The sequence below is a fragment of the Anabaenopsis arnoldii genome, assembly GCF_028331025.1.
GTDB lineage: Bacteria > Cyanobacteriota > Cyanobacteriia > Cyanobacteriales > Nostocaceae > Anabaenopsis > Anabaenopsis arnoldii.
In genome coordinates, this window is record NZ_JAQMUH010000092.1 from 12,677 (window position 1) to 30,050 (window position 17,374).

The window sequence follows — 17,374 nt, forward strand, 5'->3', positions numbered from 1 at the left end:
ACCGAACACTGGAGAAGCTCTAAAGTTTGAGGCTTGCTGCACAACCAGAATATCACAGTGTCACCTCTCTCATCTGAGTCAGATGCTAGTGAAGATTGTTTACGCTGAAACTCGGTTTCTTTGCAGCAATGAGCAAGCCTCGACAATAGAGGAGCCGAAGTGTCAAATCCAACTCGCTGGTGCTGGTGAAAACGACAATATGTTTTTATGCACTTCATGATGAATCCAGGCTTGCAGTACCCTATATTTGGCCCTGACATTCAGTGTCCCCACTGTCGTCAGTCTATTCCGGCTCTGACACTCACAGATACTTATTTGTGTCCCCGTCATGGTGCTTTTGAGGCCAACCCTAAAAATGGAGAGTTAGTTCACCTCCAGTCGGGTCGTCATTGGCGACGCTGGAATAATGAATGGTATAGACAGCATACCCATCCCGATGGCATTCGCTTTGAAATCCACGAGGCATTGGATAAGCTGTATACTCAAGGTTACAGGGCAACACGGGTAATTATTGCTCAACGTTATCAGGAGTTGATGAGTGGCTATCTAGAACGTAGCACCCCTTGGCGTTCTGGAGACCCGGAAGCTACCTCAGCACGATTATATGGCTTACCCGTGGATTTTAGCCCCGATGCTTCCCAAGATCCCAGTTGGGATGTGATTAATTTTGATCTGGAAAAGGAACCTGGTGTACCTGTACGCTATCCCTATTTCCGATTATTTGAGTAACAGATGTAGAGACAATCGATCAATTGTCTCTACCAGGGGGTGACTAAATTATTATGCATCACGCTTCGATTCGCACTGCTAATATTCATCGGGCGATCGCATTCTATGAACTGTTAGGGTTTACAGTTTGTGAGCGCTTCACCACAGGCTATACTCTGGCTTGTTGGATGGAAGGTTTAGGGGGAAGAATCGAATTAATCCAAATTCCTCAACCTAAACCCGCACCAGATGCTTTTACCGATGAGCATTATGTGGGTTATTATCATCTGTCTTTTGATTTAACTACAATTACATCCGATTTACCCGGATGGTTGACAAATTTACAATCACGTGTTAATTGTGCAGAGAATTTACCACCCCTGAAAGTACTTTTAGAACCCACTCAGCAGCAAATAGGCGATCGCATTTGGGAGGTGGCTTTTATTGCTGATACTGATGGCTTACCCCTAGAATTTATTCGCTGTCTGGCTCAACTTGATTAGTTACAGGGTGTATTAAACCATGCTACAATTATTCTGGTTTTTTTGTAACATTGTCAAAATTAGTTAATATATTATCCCCTTGGCAAAATTTGGTTTAACTACTCAATGACTCGGTTATTTACAGAATTTTATCAAAATATATTCTACCCAATTCTACCTAATGTACTGCGTTTAATTCGCCAGTTCACTTTCCTATGTTTGCTGCTGTGCTTAGTTTTTGCGCTTCAGAGCCAGGCGATCGCCGCTGATTTTACAGATAATTTACTTAAACAGCCACCTAGAGAAATTACGATTAGTTTAGGTAATTCCGCTAATGAACTCAAATTTGAACCAGATCATTTAGAATTTGTCCCTGGTAAACGCTATCTATTACACCTAAATAATCCCAGCCAACTAAAACATTATTTCACAGCCAAAGATTTTGCTGATAGTATCTGGACGCAAAAAGTCGAAGCTGGCAAAGTAGAAGTCAAAGGCGCAATTCATGAACTAGAACTCAAACCCGGTGCAGAAGCGCAATGGTTCTTTGTGCCCATCAAACCCGGGAAATATAGCTTAAACTGTTCTATAGCCGGACATACAGCAGCAGGAATGACAGGAGAAATTGCTATACAGTAACTGATGACAGCAATCGCAAACCAGGCTTGGTAAAAATAAGCTAACTTAAATTTATAGCCATATCAGTCAGTCATCAGTAATTATTAAACTCTCCATGAACATTCTCAGTAACCTGCTCTCCCAAAAAACTCAGCCCCAAACCACACCAAAACAACACCGGGGAATTGAAATTAAATCCCCCCGGGAAATTGAAACCATGCGGCAATCAGCTAAAATTGTAGCTACCGTACTCAAAGAAATTTCTGAGATGGTCAAGCCGGGTATGACTACAGCTGATTTGGACGCTTACGCTGAAAACCGCATCCGGGAAATGGGCGCTACACCCAGCTTTAAAGGCTATCATGGCTTTACCGGTTCCATTTGTGCCAGTATTAATCATGAAGTTGTCCATGGTATCCCCAGCACTAAGAAAGTAATTCAAACCGGGGATGTGTTAAAAGTAGATACCGGTGCTTATTACGAAGGTTTTCATGGTGATTCTTGTATTACCATCGCCGTGGGAGATGTCACCCCAGATGCTGCTAAACTCATCCGCGTTGCAGAAGAAGCACTTTATAAAGGTATTGAACAGGTAAAGGCGGGTGCTTATTTACTTGACTTAGCCGGAGCCATAGAAGACCATGTAAAAAGTAATGGTTTTAGTGTGGTGGAAGGATTTACAGGGCATGGTGTAGGTCGGAATTTACACGAAGAACCTTCAGTTTTTAACTACCGCACCCGGGAAATGCCAAATGTGAAACTCCGCGCAGGAATGACTTTAGCAATTGAACCAATTTTAAATGCAGGTTCTAAGCATACTAGAATATTGTCTGACAGGTGGACTGCTGTAACTGTAGATAATTCTCTATCAGCCCAGTTTGAACATACAGTTTTAGTGACGGAAACAGGTTACGAGATTTTAACAGACCGCACCCAAGTTTAATATACATAGTTTTGGGGACTCCAGTCCCTAATACAAACTTGGAGGTTATATAACTCCAGCCATAAGTAAATATACCCTGATAAATAGATATTTTAATTAATCAACATATGAATAACAATGATTTAGCTTTTACCCCAGCCCTAGAATTAGCCAAGCTGATTCGTGGTCGGGAACTATCACCCCTGGAATTAGTAGAATTATATTTAAACCGCATTGAGCAGTTTAACCCCCAACTAGGAAGTTATTTTACAGTCACAGCAGAACAAGCGATCGCAGATGCTCAGGCTAAAACAGAAATATTAACAACCACCTCAGAACTACCGCCATTTTTCGGTGTCCCCATTTCCATTAAAGACCTCAACGCCGTGGCTGGTGTACCCTGTACCTATGGGAGTCCAGCCTTATTACAAAACATCCCTCACTACGATGATGGCGTAGTCACTCGCATTAAACAAGCTGGATTTATTATCCTGGGTAAAACCGCCACCTCAGAACTAGGTTCATTTCCTTACACCGAACCTACAGGATTTCCCCCAGCGAGAAACCCTTGGAATTTAGAATACACCCCCGGCGGTTCCAGTGGCGGTGCTGCTGCAGCGGTAGCAGCGGGGTTGTGTGCCATAGCCCAAGGTTCCGACGGTGGCGGCTCTATTCGCGGTCCTGCGGCTTGCTGTGGTTTAGTGGGTATAAAACCATCAAGGGGTAGAGTCACCCATGCACCCGTAGGAAGTCCCGTAGCTGGACTTGGTACTAATGGACCGATCGCCCGGACGGTAGCAGATGCAGCCGCCCTTTTAGATGTCATGTCCGGTTATGTCACAGGTGATCCTTACTGGTTACCAGATCCTCAAACTTCCTTCCTCGCCGCTACCACAGAGAAACTCGGTAATTTACGCATCGCCTTTAGTACCAGTATCCACCCCCTGGGGCTAGCTGATGCTAACTGTCAGCAAGGGGTAATGCAAACAGTAGAATTATTAGCACAATTAGGTCATACTATAGAAGAGAAGTCCCTTGATTTGAGTGGGTTAGTAGAACCATTTCAAACTGTGTGGCAAGGTGCTGTCGCTGCATCAGGAATACCACCAGAAGCATTACAGCCGGTGAATCGCTTTCTCTTCTCCCGCATAGGTTCTGTGGGTGAGTATCTCCGGGCGGTTTCCCAAATGCAAATCCTAGCCAGGCAAATTGTGGCGTTTTTCGATACCGTAGATGTACTAGTATTGCCTGTATATTTACGTTCACCCATTCGGGTGGGGGAATGGGCTGATTTAACTCCAGAAGAGACATTCCAAAAAATTATCCACTGGGTAGCACCTTGTCCCGCTGCTAACGCCACGGGACAACCGGCTATAGCCATTCCTGTGGGTTTTGATGCTAACGGGTTACCTATGAGTGTACAGCTAGTGGGCAAACCCGCGGCGGAATCCACTTTAATTACTCTAGCTGCGCAATTAGAAGCCGCCAACCCTTGGATTCAACATCGACCCAACTTGGTATAGAAACACCAAGGACATCATAATATTGCGTAATTCCCCATGGGGAATTACGCAAGCTCAATTACACTTTCTTTAACCAGCTAAACATGGCGCGTAAATCTTTACCAACTTCCTCAATGGGGTGTTCAGCTTCTTGGCGGCGCATAGCAGTAAATCCTGGTTTACCAGCTTGGTTTTCTAAGACAAATTCCCGCGCAAATTGCCCAGATTGAATTTCGCTGAGGATTTTCTTCATTTCCGCTTTGGTAGCTTCGTTCACTACCCTAGGGCCACGGGTGTAGTCGCCATACTCAGCAGTGTTAGAAATACTATCGCGCATTTGGGCTAGTCCCCCTTCCACAACTAAGTCAACAATTAGTTTCACTTCGTGGAGACATTCAAAATAAGCTAACTCTGGTTGATAACCAGCTTCTACTAAGGTTTCAAATCCAGCTTTAATTAAGGCGCTTAAACCACCACATAATACCGCTTGTTCACCAAACAAATCTGTTTCGGTTTCTTCCCGGAATGTAGTCTCTAAAATACCAGCCCTTGTACCACCAATACCTCTAGCATAAGCCATGGCGCGATCGCGTGCCTGACCGCTAGCATTTTGATAAACTGCAAACAGCGCCGGTACCCCTTGTCCTTGCTCATAAGTCCGGCGTACTAAATGTCCCGGTCCTTTGGGTGCAACCATCACCACATCTACATTAGCAGGTGGGACGACTTGGCTAAAGTGAATATTAAAGCCATGGGCGAAGGCCAGAACCTTACCAGCTTCTAGATTTGGTTCAATTTCGTTTTTGTAAACTGTCTTTTGGACTTCATCCGGTAATAAAATCATGATGAAATCAGCAGCTTTCGCAGCATCGGCTACAGATTTCACAGTTAAACCAGATGCTTCCGCTTTGACTGCTGACTTACTACCCGGATATAGTCCCACAATCACATTTAAACCACTATCTTTTAGATTAAGGGCGTGGGCATGACCTTGGGAACCATAGCCAATAATGGCAATAGTTTTTCCAGCCAAAAGGTCTAAATTGGCATCTTCGTCATAATACATCCGGGCCATATGCATCTCCTGTCAGCAGCATTGTCATTAATTAGCAGGCTTTTGATCATACCTTAAATTGAGTAACTACAGACAGATCAATTTATAGACCTGGATTATACGTTTATTTTCTAGGCTCACTCAGAGGATGTTTGATAAGTTTTCCACAGGTAATTTTTATCTTAGGGAACAGGGAACAGGGAACAGGGAACACCGAAGGATTGGGGAAAACACAAAAAACAATCAAATCCAGTCCCCTCCCCTTACAAGGGGCTAGGGTGGGGTCAAGCAATAGTTGATACACTAATCATGACTTGACAAACATCCCCTGAGCGATCGCCCCACTATCCCTGAAATTTCCATCACAATGCATTTCACCCCAGGGACACCCAAAATGGTTGATAGCCAAAAACTGTTGAGAAACTAAACCTACTCCGTAAAACTCCTACCCACCTAGTTATTCGCGAATAATTCCTATATGGATCTAATTGCTTTTAGAGCAAAATTCTGATTTAATAGAAATTAATCTCAAGTATATCTAGAATCATAATTAAAAGTTATTGTCAATAATATCAACTAAAAAAAACAGCATTACCGCAAAATCAGTCATCTTTGCATCCAATTGGTAGGAGGAGCACAATTGTTCTCTCAAGTAGCCATAGCAGTTGATTGTTTGATCAAAATCTGTAACAGTTCCGATTTAGGGAAAGCATGAAACGTCGCCAATTTATTTATTTAGGAATAGCAACTGCTAGCGCTGGATTAGTAGTTTCCTGCAATGGGAATTCTGATCAAACCGCCACACAGTTAGAATCAGAACTAGTAATTTACTCAGGACGCAACGAAAAACTCATCGGTGAATTAATCAAGCAGTTTGAACAACAAACTAACGCTAAAATTCAAGTCCGTTATGGTGATACGGCTGAATTAGCATCAGCAATTTTGGAAGAAGGTACAAATAGTCCCGCAGATGTATTTTTTGGTCAAGATGCAGGCGCTCTCGGAGCGCTACAGAAAGCCGGTAGAGCCGTAAAATTACCCGACTCCCTCCTGAATCAGGTCGATAGTGCTTACCGTTCTCCAGAGGGTAAATGGGTAGGTGTTACGGGTCGAGTCCGTACAGTAGATTACAATACTAAATTAGTCAAACCAGAGGAATTACCATCCTCAATTTTTGGCTTTACTGACCCGAAATGGAAAGGGAAAATCGCCTGGGCACCTACCAATGGTTCGTTTCAATCCTTTGTCACTGGGTTACGGGTTGCCGAGGGTGACGAGAAAGCAAAAGAATGGTTAAAAGGTATTAAAGCTAACCAGCCAAAAGTGTATCCTAACAACACATCAATAGTTGAAGCTTTAAGTCGTGGTGAAATAGCTGTAGGACTTGTTAACCATTACTATTTGGAACGAATTAAACAAGATAATCCTCAAGTTCCAGTCGCACATCATTTCACTCAAGATGTTGGGTCTTTAGTCAATGTCGCCGGCGTAGCGATTGTCAATACTGCCAAGCATCCTAATATAGCTCAAAGGTTTACAGAATTTTTGCTCAGTCAAGATGCTCAAAACTATTTTGCTAATCAAACTTATGAGTATCCTCTGGTTTCGGGAATTTCTCCCCAAGGGAATTTGAAATCACTCACTGAAATTCGCCAACAAAATAAAAAAATTGATTTGAGTAACCTCAATGATTTGGAGAAAACACTACAAATCATGCAGGAAGTAGCAGTCATTTAAGCCGATCTGGCTCTTGGTTAGCTCACACCAGCAGAACCTGCTGAGAAAAAAGTTGAGAATTGTTCTTGCTTACTAGGACTACTTAATGATAATACTTATAAGTAGTCAACTCTATTGAAAAATATTTCTGTTAAGGAAAAATCGAGGGTAAAAAATTGAAAACTTTCTCATTAAAGCAAGTTTCAGCCGGAGCTTTAGCTTTCATGCTCACTTGGGGAATTGGTCTGAGTGTAAATGCACAGACAAAAACTATCACTATCTATTCAGGTAGAGGAGAAAAACTGATTTCGCCCTTACTCGAACAAGCCGAAAAAGACCTGGGTATGAATATCCAAGTGCGTTATGGTGATACTGCGGAGTTGGCTATTGCTCTAGTGGAAGAGGGTAAAAATACCCGTGCTGACTTATTTTTTGCTCAAGATGCAGGTGCTTTAGGCGCGTTAGAAAGACGCAAGCTAACTACAACCATTTCGCCTGACCTACTCAACCAAGTAGATCCGCGCTTTCGTTCTCCCCGGGGAAATTGGATGGGTATTTCTGGACGGGCGCGGGTATTAAACTATAATACGAATCGCGTCCGACAAAGTGAACTACCAAAGTCTATCTGGGAGTTAACCAGACCACAATGGCGCGGTAAGGTAGGATGGGCTCCAACTAACGGTTCATTCCAATCATTTGTTACCGCCATGCGCACCCTGGAAGGAGAAACCAGAACTCTGGAATGGCTACGAGCTATGAGAGCTAATGGCACAAAAGTTTACCGCAACAATACTACAATTGTCGAAGCCATAGGACGCGGAGAAGCTGATATCGGTCTCACGAATCATTACTACTTAGCTAACTTCAAAAAAACTAATCCTAATTTCCCTGTGGCGACTCACTACACTAATAAAGACCCAGGATCGATGATTAACATCGCAGGTGTCGCAATTATGGGATCCACCAAGCAAAAATCAGACGTAGAAAGATTTATTGGCTACCTACTCAAACCAAGTTCACAAACATACTTTGCTACACAAACAAATGAATATCCTTTAGTCAAAGGAGTAGCAGGGCCAGCAAATCAAGTACCATTAAGTCAGATTCAGGGGCCAAATATTAACCTCACTAATTTACAAGATTTAGAAGGAACCTTAGAATTGCTACAAGAGGCAGGAGTTTTGTAAAAATTGAAATCATCGGTTCGCCCTCCATTATTTCTCATATTAGCGGCGGGGGTGGTAGCTGTGGCTATTACCCTACCGTTAGTATATTTAGTGATTCGCGCAGTTGGTATTGGTGGGGATGAGTTTTGGGCATTAATCACTCGTCCCCGTAATATTGATGTATTCTTACAGAGTGCTGCTATGGCGGCAACAGTGACTGTATTTTCTGCAGTGATTGCCGTCCCATTAGCTTTTTTAACAGTGCGGACAGATTTACCAGGACGGAAATTTTGGGTAGTGGCCACCACATTACCCTTAGCAGTTCCTAGCTATGTGGGCAGTTTTGCTTTGATTGCCACCTTAGCACCCAGAGGCAGTTTTTTACAAATATTACTAGAACCTTTGGGAGTAGAAGAGTTACCTTCTATTTATGGTTTTCCCGGTGCGGTTTTAGCAATTACTTTGTTTACTTACCCTTACTTACTCCTGAGTGTACGTTCAGGACTACAAGGTATAGACCCTTCTATAGAAGAAGCCGGGCGCAGTCTGGGTTATGGTAGTCACGAAACCTTTTTTAAGGTGGTTCTACCTCAACTGAAACCATCAATAATTGCCGGGGGGTTATTAGTAGCTTTGTATGCGCTGCGAGATTTCGGTACACCCTCTTTAATGCAGTTTGACTCCTTTACAAGGGTAATTTTCATGCAATACAAAGCTAGCTTTAACCGCAACACAGCCGCAGTGTTATCTTTAATGTTGGTAACACTGGTACTGTTGATTTTATGGCTAGAGTATCGCATGCGATCGCGCGCTGCATATTACACTCGCGGATCCGCCTCCCTGCGTCCCCCCAAAATTGTCAAATTAGGAATTTGGAAATGGCCAGCTCTGGGCTTTTGCCTACTGATCACTAGCTTCGGTGTAGTGTTACCAGTAGGTATCACCTTATTTTGGCTAATTCGCGGGATCAACAGCGGTTACAACTTCCCCAACTTGTTACCCAGTATCCTCAACTCAGTTTCAGCAGCTGGATTAGGTGCGATCGCTGCTACAATATTTGCCTTACCTGTAGCCATCCTATCAGTCAGATTCCCCACCAAAATCAGCGCCATCATTGAACGCTGCTCATACATCAGTTTTGGCATACCAGGAATTGTCATCGCTTTATCATTAGTCTTTTTTGGGGCTAACTACTTACCCTGGCTATATCAAACATTACCAATGCTGGTATTTGCCTATTTAGTCTTATTTCTGCCCCAATCAATGGGAGGAATACGCACTAGTCTTTTACAAATAAATCCCCAGCTAGAAGAATCAGCACGCAGCCTAGGTAGAACTCCTTGGGAAACCCTAAAAGAAATCACCCTTCCCCTAGTCAAACCAGGTTTAATCAGTGGTGCAGTACTAGTATTTCTCACAGCCATCAAAGAATTACCCGCCACAATGTTACTAGCACCCATAGGCTTTAACACCCTAGCCACAGAAATTTGGCAAGCCACAGAAAACGTAGCTTTTGCCGATGCGGCCGCCGCCTCCCTCACCATGCTGCTAGTTTCCATGGGTTCAACCTTATTAGTACTATCTCAAGAAAACGTTAAAGAAGACAAAGTAATACCTAACCCCAAAACACAACCCAAATTTTAATTTCCTCATCGCTTTATTTCTTATCTACCATGCAACAAGCAATTGTCCAATTAGAAAATATCACCAAGCAGTTTTCCCCAAATGTCCCTCCCGCCGTCAATAACGTCTCCTTAACCCTCCAACAAGGAGATATATTAGGATTACTCGGCCCCTCTGGTTGCGGTAAAACTACCCTGTTGCGCATGATTGCCGGCTTTGAGAAGCTGCAATCGGGAACAATTAAAATTGGCGGTAAAATAGTTGGTAACGGTTCTGTTTCTGTTCCCCCCGAACACCGCGACATCGGTATTGTCTTTCAAGACTACGCACTGTTTCCCCACTTAACCGTCGCCGAAAATGTCGCCTTTGGCTTAAAACATTCCACACCACAGCAAATACAAAAACGTATCAGCCAAGTCATTGAACTAGTCAACCTGCAAGGCTTAGAAAAACGTTACCCTTACGAACTCTCAGGCGGACAGCAGCAACGAGTCGCCCTCGCCCGCGCCTTAGCACCCCAACCTCAACTCATGCTGTTAGATGAACCCTTAAGCAACCTAGATATACAAGTGCGGTTGCGCTTGCGCGAAGAAATCCGAGACATCCTCAAAGCCGCAGGTACTTCAGCCATATTTGTTACCCATGACCAAGAAGAAGCGCTAGCAATTTCCGATTTAGTCGGTGTCATGAGACAAGGAAACTTAGAACAAATAGGCACACCAGAAGAAATTTACACTCATCCTGCATCCAGGTTTGTCGCTGAATTTGTCACCCAGGCTAACTTCCTTCCCGCCCGCCGTCAAGGTAATATTTGGGAAACCGAAGTAGGTAATTTTGAATTACCAGTTAACCTCAGCAACGATACCGGCGAAATCATGATCCGTCAGGAAGGCTTAAGATTAGAACCAGCCACTGATTCGGCTGTATTTATTCACAGCCGCAGATTTTTAGGCCGAGAGTATCTCTATTGTTTAAAAACCGCCTCCGGGAAAGAAATTCATGCTCGCACCATCGCTGATATTCCCCTACCCATCGGCGCACGGGTGCAATTATCTGTCCCAAATGATACTGTTCAGGTGTTCACACCATAGATTTTCAACCCTTACAGGTTTATAGTTAGGGTTACTGCCCTACTTTTATCTAATTAGTTCTTTAAGATTTGATTTCAAACCTTGACATTCAGACCGCCTTACCTGAACTTTCTAGAAACAGAACTACAACTACCTCAAACAAATAAAACTCAACATTTAGTCATTGATTTATTTGCCGGTTGTGGTGGGTTAGCCCTGGGCTTTGAAGCTACAGGTTTTCCAACAATTGGTTACGAAATTTTAGCAGATGCCTGCGCGACATATCAACATAATCTGCCGAGTGTCTGTCATCAGCTTAATTTAACACCATTATCTGATTTAATTGAGGGAGCTACAGTTATAATTGGCGGTCCCCCTTGTCAACCCTTTAGCGTCAGTGGTCATCAATTAGGCTTAAAAGATAGTCGTGATGGCTTCCCAACTTTTCTTGCTGCTGTTGAGCGTTATCGTCCTCAACTAGCTTTGTTTGAAAATGTCAGGGGAATGCTATTTCGTAATCAGAAATATTTTGCAGAAATTGTTTTAGCCTTAAAAAAACTTGATTACATAGTTGAATGGGAAATTTTAAACGCCGCCCACTATGGTGTACCTCAAAAACGAGAGAGACTGTTTTGTGTAGCACATAAAGGCGGGTGGGAGTGGCCGGAAAAAACACATTTATATTCACCTTACACTGCTGGGGAAGCCTTGGGAGAATTAGCATATTTAGCACCACCTAATTCTAAATTTCTGACTCCTAGCATGGATGAATATATTAAAAAGTATGAGATAGCTTCTAAATGCATCAACCCTAGGGATATTCATTTGGATTCCCCTGTCAGAACAGTCACTTGTAGAAATTTATCCAGTCCAACCGGTGATATGTTACGCATCCGTTTACCAGATGGACGCAGAAGAAGGCTGACAGTTCGTGAAGGCGCGCGTCTACAAAGTTTCCCTGATTGGTTTCAATTTCAAGGTTCCCAAAACAATCAGTTTAACCAGATTGGTAATGCTGTACCTCCTTTATTAGCAAAGGCTTTAGCGAATTCTGTACAAACTTATTTGCACAGGAATCAATACTCTTCATCTGCAAAGATTCATCAACCAAGTCAATATATACAGCTATCTCTAGAACTTGGAATAGATGCTGTTAATAAACCAGCGAGAAATAACCGCAAGTGAAGTAAAAGAGGAGTGTTGAAAAATGTCCAATAACTTAAATTCGCCTAATTCTATCTTAGCAGTGCAAAAAATAGAAGAAGCTAAAGCTGTTCTCAGGGATCTCGATTTACCCACAGCGCAACAAAATGAGCGTTCTGCACTAACCTTACTGGCTTTGCTCGACCTAAAAGTGAATATATCTTGGAGTAATGCAACAAATCCTTTACTCGGAATTACTCCGATCATGGAATTTATAGCTGACAATTATGGTAAAATATATGCACCTAATACCCGTGAAACAGTTCGTCGTCAAACGATTCACCAATTTAAGGAAGCTGGCTTTGTCATGATAAACCCTGATGAACCGTCAAGAGCAACAAATAGCCCAAAGACAGTTTATCAAATTGAGCCCAGTGCATTAGAATTATTTCGTAAATATCAAACAAATGATTGGAGTAAAAATCTAAAAAATTATCTTAACACAGTAGAAACACTGAAGACTCGATATGCTCAGGAACGTCATATGCAAAGAATTCCTGTGAGAGTTAAAGAAAAAATTATTTATTTATCACCAGGAGGTCAAAACATTCTTATTGAAAAAATTATTAATAATTTTTGTGCTTTGTTCACCCCAGGAGGAGAGTTACTTTACATAGGTGATACTGGTGATAAATGGGGACATTTTGATAGTGAATCTCTAAAATCTTTAGATATCATAGTTGAAGCACACGGGAAGATGCCTGATGTTGTCGTTCACTTTACAGAAAAGAATTGGTTGATACTAATTGAAGCTACTACTAGTCATGGACCCATCAATCCTAAACGCCGCAATGAACTAAAAGCTATATTTGCAAATTCAGCAGCAGGGCTTGTATTTGTTACTGCTTTTGAGTGTCGCAGTGACATGGCAAAATATATTAAGGAAATTGCTTGGGAAACAGAAGTTTGGGTCGCAGAAGACCCAACTCACATAATTCACTTCAACGGCGAGCGATTTTTAGGGCCATATTGAATAAATAAACTATATCCCAGGCACAACTGCCAGAATCTTCACAGCTTCATTTATTAAATTCTAAAACCTTGCTTTTACCAGGATTCATTAACCCATAAGGATCAACCATTTCCTTAAACTTTAACTGCTCAGGGTCAATCACCTTTCTCCCCCCATCTTCAATAATATATGTGTGGGGATTAGCAATAGATACCCCCTTGGCTTCGTGATAGCGAATAATTTCATTTAGGCGTTCTTCTGTGGTGTAACGCACCAGCTGTAAAGCACCTGGAATGACCCTCCCATTCACTCGGAAAAATTCTAAATGCATCATCACTTCATCACCAAAGTAATGATACATATGCTCTACCAGTTCCAAATTAGGATCTGGCGGAAACATACTTTGTAAGTAGGTAATTGAATGATCTATACTCCGGGCGTGAAGGGTGGTGTGATTCCAAGTAAATTCCCCCAAGTTCAGACTTTTTTCTGCAACTGGTTTTTTATAGGTAATCTGTCCACCATATTGCTGCACTAAACCGGGTAATAATTCTAAACTTGGTTCCGCCAACATTAACAAGACTGAGTGACTACCTTGGGAAATATACTCTTGTAGTGAGTGAAAGTATTCGGGAATGGGCGCTGCAAACACCGCAATTAATTTTTTAATCATCCCATCCGCATTACCCAAGGCTTGCCCAAACCTCCCAGCTGCCATAAAATCGTTAAAAGTAACAATCACTTCCGCCCAAGGGTAAGCAGGCCCTAAGGGAATTTCCGCCTCAGTAATAATGCCATTGATACCCCAGACATGAGTTACTTTACTGACATCATCACCTCGTAATTCCATGACACGGGGCTGGTCTTCTAAGGTTACCACTCGCAGAGCTAAAATATTACCGCGATCGCCTAACAACCCATATTGTATTGACCCAATCCCCCCACTTCCACCAGCAATAAACCCAGCAATAGTCGCTGTGCGGTATGTCGAGGGTGCCATCCGGATTTCCCAGCCTATTTCCCTAGCTTTTTTATCTATAGCCGCCAACTTTACCCCAGCTTCTACCCGTGCTACCCCCGGTTTTACCCAAGGTATCCCCTGCATCTGCGACATATCTAAAATTACGCCCCCATGTAAAGGCACACATTGCCCATAATTACCAGTTCCCGCACCTCTCACAGTTATAGGTATTTGGTATTCTACACAAGCCTGGGCAACTTTTATTACCTCTTTTTCATTGCTGGGACGGACAACCATATCCCCAACTTTTCCTTGCAGCTTTGGTATTAGAACTGGGCTAAAGGTGTGATAATCCTGAGATAATTTGGCCACGTGGCTAGGTTCGGTAATAATTTCTAGACCTGAGAGAGAGTTAACCAGAGTATCTAATATTTTTGTCATAGTTTATATATCCTTTTGCCTTGTCGTATTTTTGACACACTTAACCCCCAATGCTATATTAACCCTGCGTCCCTTTGTCTTTTAACCTACTTATTTTACGCATCACCACTGATAAACTCACAGCAACTCAGGGGATGAATTGCTGTTCATATCTACCAAACACAGAATTGACTCTTGTGGCAGATGGTTGATATGCCAAGAATGGGTTACCATGCCGACCAGAACCGGCTAACCGTCCGCGCTAGCATCTCCACAAAAAAAGGTAAATTATACTTATAGATTTGTAATAATTATAACTCAAAAATAGAAACATTGAAAAAAAAGTTCAACACTTTTGAAATCACTCTGCATAATCTGAGTAAATTTCCTTAAAATCTATCAAGTGAGAGCGCGAGGCTACTAAGATTGGACGACAACTATCAAACTTACCTAAACCGAGTAGCAAGAATGACGCTACCAGAAGCTTACAGATCCCAAATTCAGCATATTCAGGAATCTGGTAAGTTTCATTTACATTCTGGACTCAGACAACCTACACCTTTTCCTGGGTATTCACTCATTACCCCACCGGGTGACGAAGATGCGAAAAACTCTACCTTCTATACAAAATTACAATCTTACCAGCAGGAACTTTTACAGCTACCTGTCAATAGTGATTTGATTGTCCCCGTACCCCCTACTAGCTTTCATTTGACTTTAGCTGACTTGATTTGGGACAGTGCTTATCTTCATACCTGCGAAAAAAACCCGGAATTTGAACAAGAGTTACGTTCCTGTTGTGCTGAAATCTTGCAGCAATATCAACAATCCATCACAAACCGAACCCCTCCGATTCAATGGCAAATGCTCGGGCTGATAGTCATGCCGAGAGCCATAGGTGTTTGTTTAGTCCCTCAAGACCAACGTTGTTATGAGCAGATTATTCAATTTCGCCGCCAAATCTATCAAAATCCCAACTTAATGGCTTTGGGTGTTGAACAGCATTATCACCTGACAGCCCACATTACATTGGGCTATTTTGGCGACATTTCCTCAGATTTAGACCGTACAAATTTCACCACTATGCTGTCTGAATTGAATCAGCAATGGCTGGAAAGTTCTCCAGAATTTTTCATCCACTCTGTGGAACTACGAAAATTCGATGACATGACCCACTATTATCGTCAACCAGACTGGCCGAGCTTAAATTTTTAGATTTAACCAAGACCTGGACGGCTAAAAGCCGTCCGTTGGTCTTCCCCATTCCCCGCCTCAACCAATCAATTCATCAATCAAACCACACCAGACATCCTCTGAGACTTCCCTTGAGCTCAATTGCAGATAATTGGGCTGAACATTACTTCAAGCCTAATTTCACACCCTATCTGAAATCTTGCTGGTTCAGCTTGTATTTAATTATGTTCATACTCAATTGAGATAGCTAAAGCCCATTTATACTTACGACTTGAGTTGTTTAAATTACAGTCTTACTAATTGATTGTTCCCAAAGTAAGTACGTAAAATATCCAGACCAGGAATGTAAAATTAATGGCTCTCAACTGCTTTCTGACGCTATCTTTATTAGACTATAAAGGGGATATCAAGTGATCAGAATTTTATTGGATGCTGATTTAATACTAGAAGCTTTGATGAATCGCCAAGAATTTACAGAAGATATTAGACAATTATTAGACCAAGTAAATCCAGCTATTCAGATGTACCTGACAAATCTCGGCGCGCAAAAAATTTCTGCCTATGCCAGATGCTTAAACGGTAGTAATATTGCTGAGATGATATTATATTGGTTACAGGAAAAAATTGCACTCTCTCAGGTTAACCCCCACATTCTCCAAAAGGCACGTTCATTACCCCTGAGGGATTTTGAATCTGCTGTAGAGTTATGCTGTGCTAAGTATTGGCAATTAGATGCAATTGTCACTCATAAACAAGAAGATTTTATATTGTCTACAAATAACTTGTGGGTTTGGTCAATAGCAGACTTGCGCTTACGTGCAAACCTAGAAAATCAGCTACAAGCCACTAGATTTAACATCTCCCATCCTTGAGAGAGAGTCGATTCTCAACAGTTGTAATCTTCCTCAGTAAACCCGGCTTTAAGTGGTATCGTTCTCTATAACTTGTTGTCATATCTTGTTTATATAGCATTTCCCATGCTCGTGAGGTACAATTTTTTTTAGTTTGAGGGAACACACCGAACACGGTATGGCTAACGCCACGCTATCGCTATCGACTTCGCTCACCGACCCCACAAAAAACAATCAAATCCATTCCCCTCCCCTTACAAGGGGATGGCTAGGGAGGGGTAAAACAATAGTTGATACACTAATCATGACTTGACAAACATCCTCTCGCGTTTCCCCGGCTACCTCAAAGCTCAGGTCTGTCACCCTGCCGTATTATATTGATAGTTAACTTACCTCCCCCGTGGGAAAATCAAACCCGATTCCCATAGGACGTTTACAAATGCTAAACTACTTCCATAGCGGTAAAGCTCATATATAAAAGGCGAAGTAGGTAAGCGTGGACAACTCCTGTAAGCCAGGCTTTGCCACTGCCTTTCAAAGACATCTAGAAACCCGGTGGCAAAAATCCTAAATCCTATACAAATGTGGGAGTCTTAGCACCAGTTTCCTTAAATGTCGCATCAAACGCTGTCCGGCGGTCGGTGTACCCTTTTAGATGCGGTAAGTTCTACCATGTCAGCCTCTGGAGTGGACGTGTAACTAATTGTAACTTATTTGCTTAAAACAAGCAAATCTCATTAACTCACGCTACACTAAAAGTAGTTGATTTAATGAGGTTTTGATGCAACATATCACTCCCAAGGAAGCAGCTAAAATCCTTGGTGTCCATGTCTCCAGTCTCAGGAGATGGGAAAACGAAGGTAAGCTTAAAGCAATCCGTACACCAGGCGGTCAAAGGCGGTTCATCCTCGAAGAAGTCGAAAAAATCGGCG

The 17,374-nt window shown here is 42.4% G+C and carries 16 protein-coding genes; 14 read left to right on the top strand and 2 right to left on the bottom strand.

Features of this window, described 5'->3' with window-relative positions; translation table 11 throughout:
- Positions 1-219 precede the first annotated feature (219 nt).
- From PN457_RS08020 to PN457_RS08040, 5 genes are all read left to right on the top strand, one after another.
- Positions 220-729: a TIGR02652 family protein gene (locus tag PN457_RS08020; protein WP_425332610.1), complete on the top strand. Its 510-nt coding sequence runs from the start codon at positions 220-222 to the stop codon at positions 727-729.
- 53 nt (positions 730-782) lie between these two features.
- Positions 783-1,211, top strand: a complete 429-nt coding sequence (locus PN457_RS08025; RefSeq protein ID WP_271732504.1) for a VOC family protein — start codon at positions 783-785, stop codon at positions 1,209-1,211.
- 105 nt (positions 1,212-1,316) lie between these two features.
- The gene (locus PN457_RS08030) at positions 1,317-1,829 is read left to right on the top strand and encodes a plastocyanin/azurin family copper-binding protein (RefSeq protein WP_271732505.1); all 513 of its coding nucleotides are present in this window, start codon (positions 1,317-1,319) and stop codon (positions 1,827-1,829) included.
- 94 nt (positions 1,830-1,923) lie between these two features.
- The gene (gene map, locus PN457_RS08035; protein ID WP_271732506.1) at positions 1,924-2,751 is read left to right on the top strand and encodes a type I methionyl aminopeptidase; all 828 of its coding nucleotides are present in this window, start codon (positions 1,924-1,926) and stop codon (positions 2,749-2,751) included.
- A 107-nt stretch (positions 2,752-2,858) separates the two neighbouring features.
- Positions 2,859-4,253: an amidase gene (locus PN457_RS08040; RefSeq protein WP_271732507.1), complete on the top strand. Its 1,395-nt coding sequence runs from the start codon at positions 2,859-2,861 to the stop codon at positions 4,251-4,253.
- 58 nt (positions 4,254-4,311) lie between these two features.
- On the opposite strand, the gene ilvC is transcribed toward PN457_RS08040, so the two are convergent.
- Positions 4,312-5,307 carry a ketol-acid reductoisomerase gene (gene ilvC / locus PN457_RS08045; protein ID WP_271732508.1) on the bottom strand — a complete coding sequence of 332 codons (996 nt, stop codon included), beginning with the start codon at positions 5,305-5,307 and terminating at the stop codon, positions 4,312-4,314.
- Positions 5,308-5,997: 690 nt separating this feature from the next.
- Between ilvC and PN457_RS08050 the strand changes: the two genes are divergently transcribed.
- The 6 genes from PN457_RS08050 to PN457_RS08075 all read left to right on the top strand — a co-directional run bounded on the left by PN457_RS08050 (position 5,998) and on the right by PN457_RS08075 (position 13,037).
- A complete protein-coding gene (locus PN457_RS08050) occupies positions 5,998-7,023 on the top strand; it encodes an iron ABC transporter substrate-binding protein (RefSeq protein ID WP_271732509.1) in 1,026 nt (341 codons plus the stop codon).
- Positions 7,024-7,178: 155 nt separating this feature from the next.
- Positions 7,179-8,189, top strand: coding sequence for an iron ABC transporter substrate-binding protein (locus tag PN457_RS08055; RefSeq protein WP_334310753.1), 1,011 nt, complete (start codon positions 7,179-7,181; stop codon positions 8,187-8,189).
- 3 nt (positions 8,190-8,192) lie between these two features.
- A complete protein-coding gene (locus PN457_RS08060) occupies positions 8,193-9,812 on the top strand; it encodes an ABC transporter permease (RefSeq protein ID WP_271732510.1) in 1,620 nt (539 codons plus the stop codon).
- Positions 9,813-9,841: 29 nt separating this feature from the next.
- The gene (locus tag PN457_RS08065; protein ID WP_271732511.1) at positions 9,842-10,882 is read left to right on the top strand and encodes an ABC transporter ATP-binding protein; all 1,041 of its coding nucleotides are present in this window, start codon (positions 9,842-9,844) and stop codon (positions 10,880-10,882) included.
- Positions 10,883-10,963: 81 nt separating this feature from the next.
- The gene (locus tag PN457_RS08070; protein ID WP_271732512.1) at positions 10,964-12,046 is read left to right on the top strand and encodes a DNA cytosine methyltransferase; all 1,083 of its coding nucleotides are present in this window, start codon (positions 10,964-10,966) and stop codon (positions 12,044-12,046) included.
- A gap of 22 nt (positions 12,047-12,068) precedes the next feature.
- Positions 12,069-13,037: a BsuBI/PstI family type II restriction endonuclease gene (locus PN457_RS08075; protein WP_271732513.1), complete on the top strand. Its 969-nt coding sequence runs from the start codon at positions 12,069-12,071 to the stop codon at positions 13,035-13,037.
- Between the two features lie 46 nt (positions 13,038-13,083).
- Here PN457_RS08075 and PN457_RS08080 read toward each other — a convergent pair whose 3' ends face one another.
- Positions 13,084-14,418: an FAD-binding oxidoreductase gene (locus PN457_RS08080; RefSeq protein WP_271732514.1), complete on the bottom strand. Its 1,335-nt coding sequence runs from the start codon at positions 14,416-14,418 to the stop codon at positions 13,084-13,086.
- Positions 14,419-14,823: 405 nt separating this feature from the next.
- On the opposite strand from PN457_RS08080, the gene PN457_RS08085 reads away from it, so the two are divergent.
- The 3 genes from PN457_RS08085 to PN457_RS08095 form a co-directional block, all read left to right on the top strand.
- On the top strand, positions 14,824-15,612 hold the full coding sequence (locus PN457_RS08085) for a DUF1868 domain-containing protein (RefSeq protein WP_271732515.1): 789 nt from the start codon (positions 14,824-14,826) through the stop codon (positions 15,610-15,612).
- Between the two features lie 389 nt (positions 15,613-16,001).
- Positions 16,002-16,463: a PIN domain-containing protein gene (locus PN457_RS08090; RefSeq protein ID WP_271732517.1), complete on the top strand. Its 462-nt coding sequence runs from the start codon at positions 16,002-16,004 to the stop codon at positions 16,461-16,463.
- Positions 16,464-17,223: 760 nt separating this feature from the next.
- The coding region (locus tag PN457_RS08095) for a MerR family transcriptional regulator (RefSeq protein ID WP_271732521.1) at positions 17,224-17,374 on the top strand (151 nt) is incomplete at its 3' end.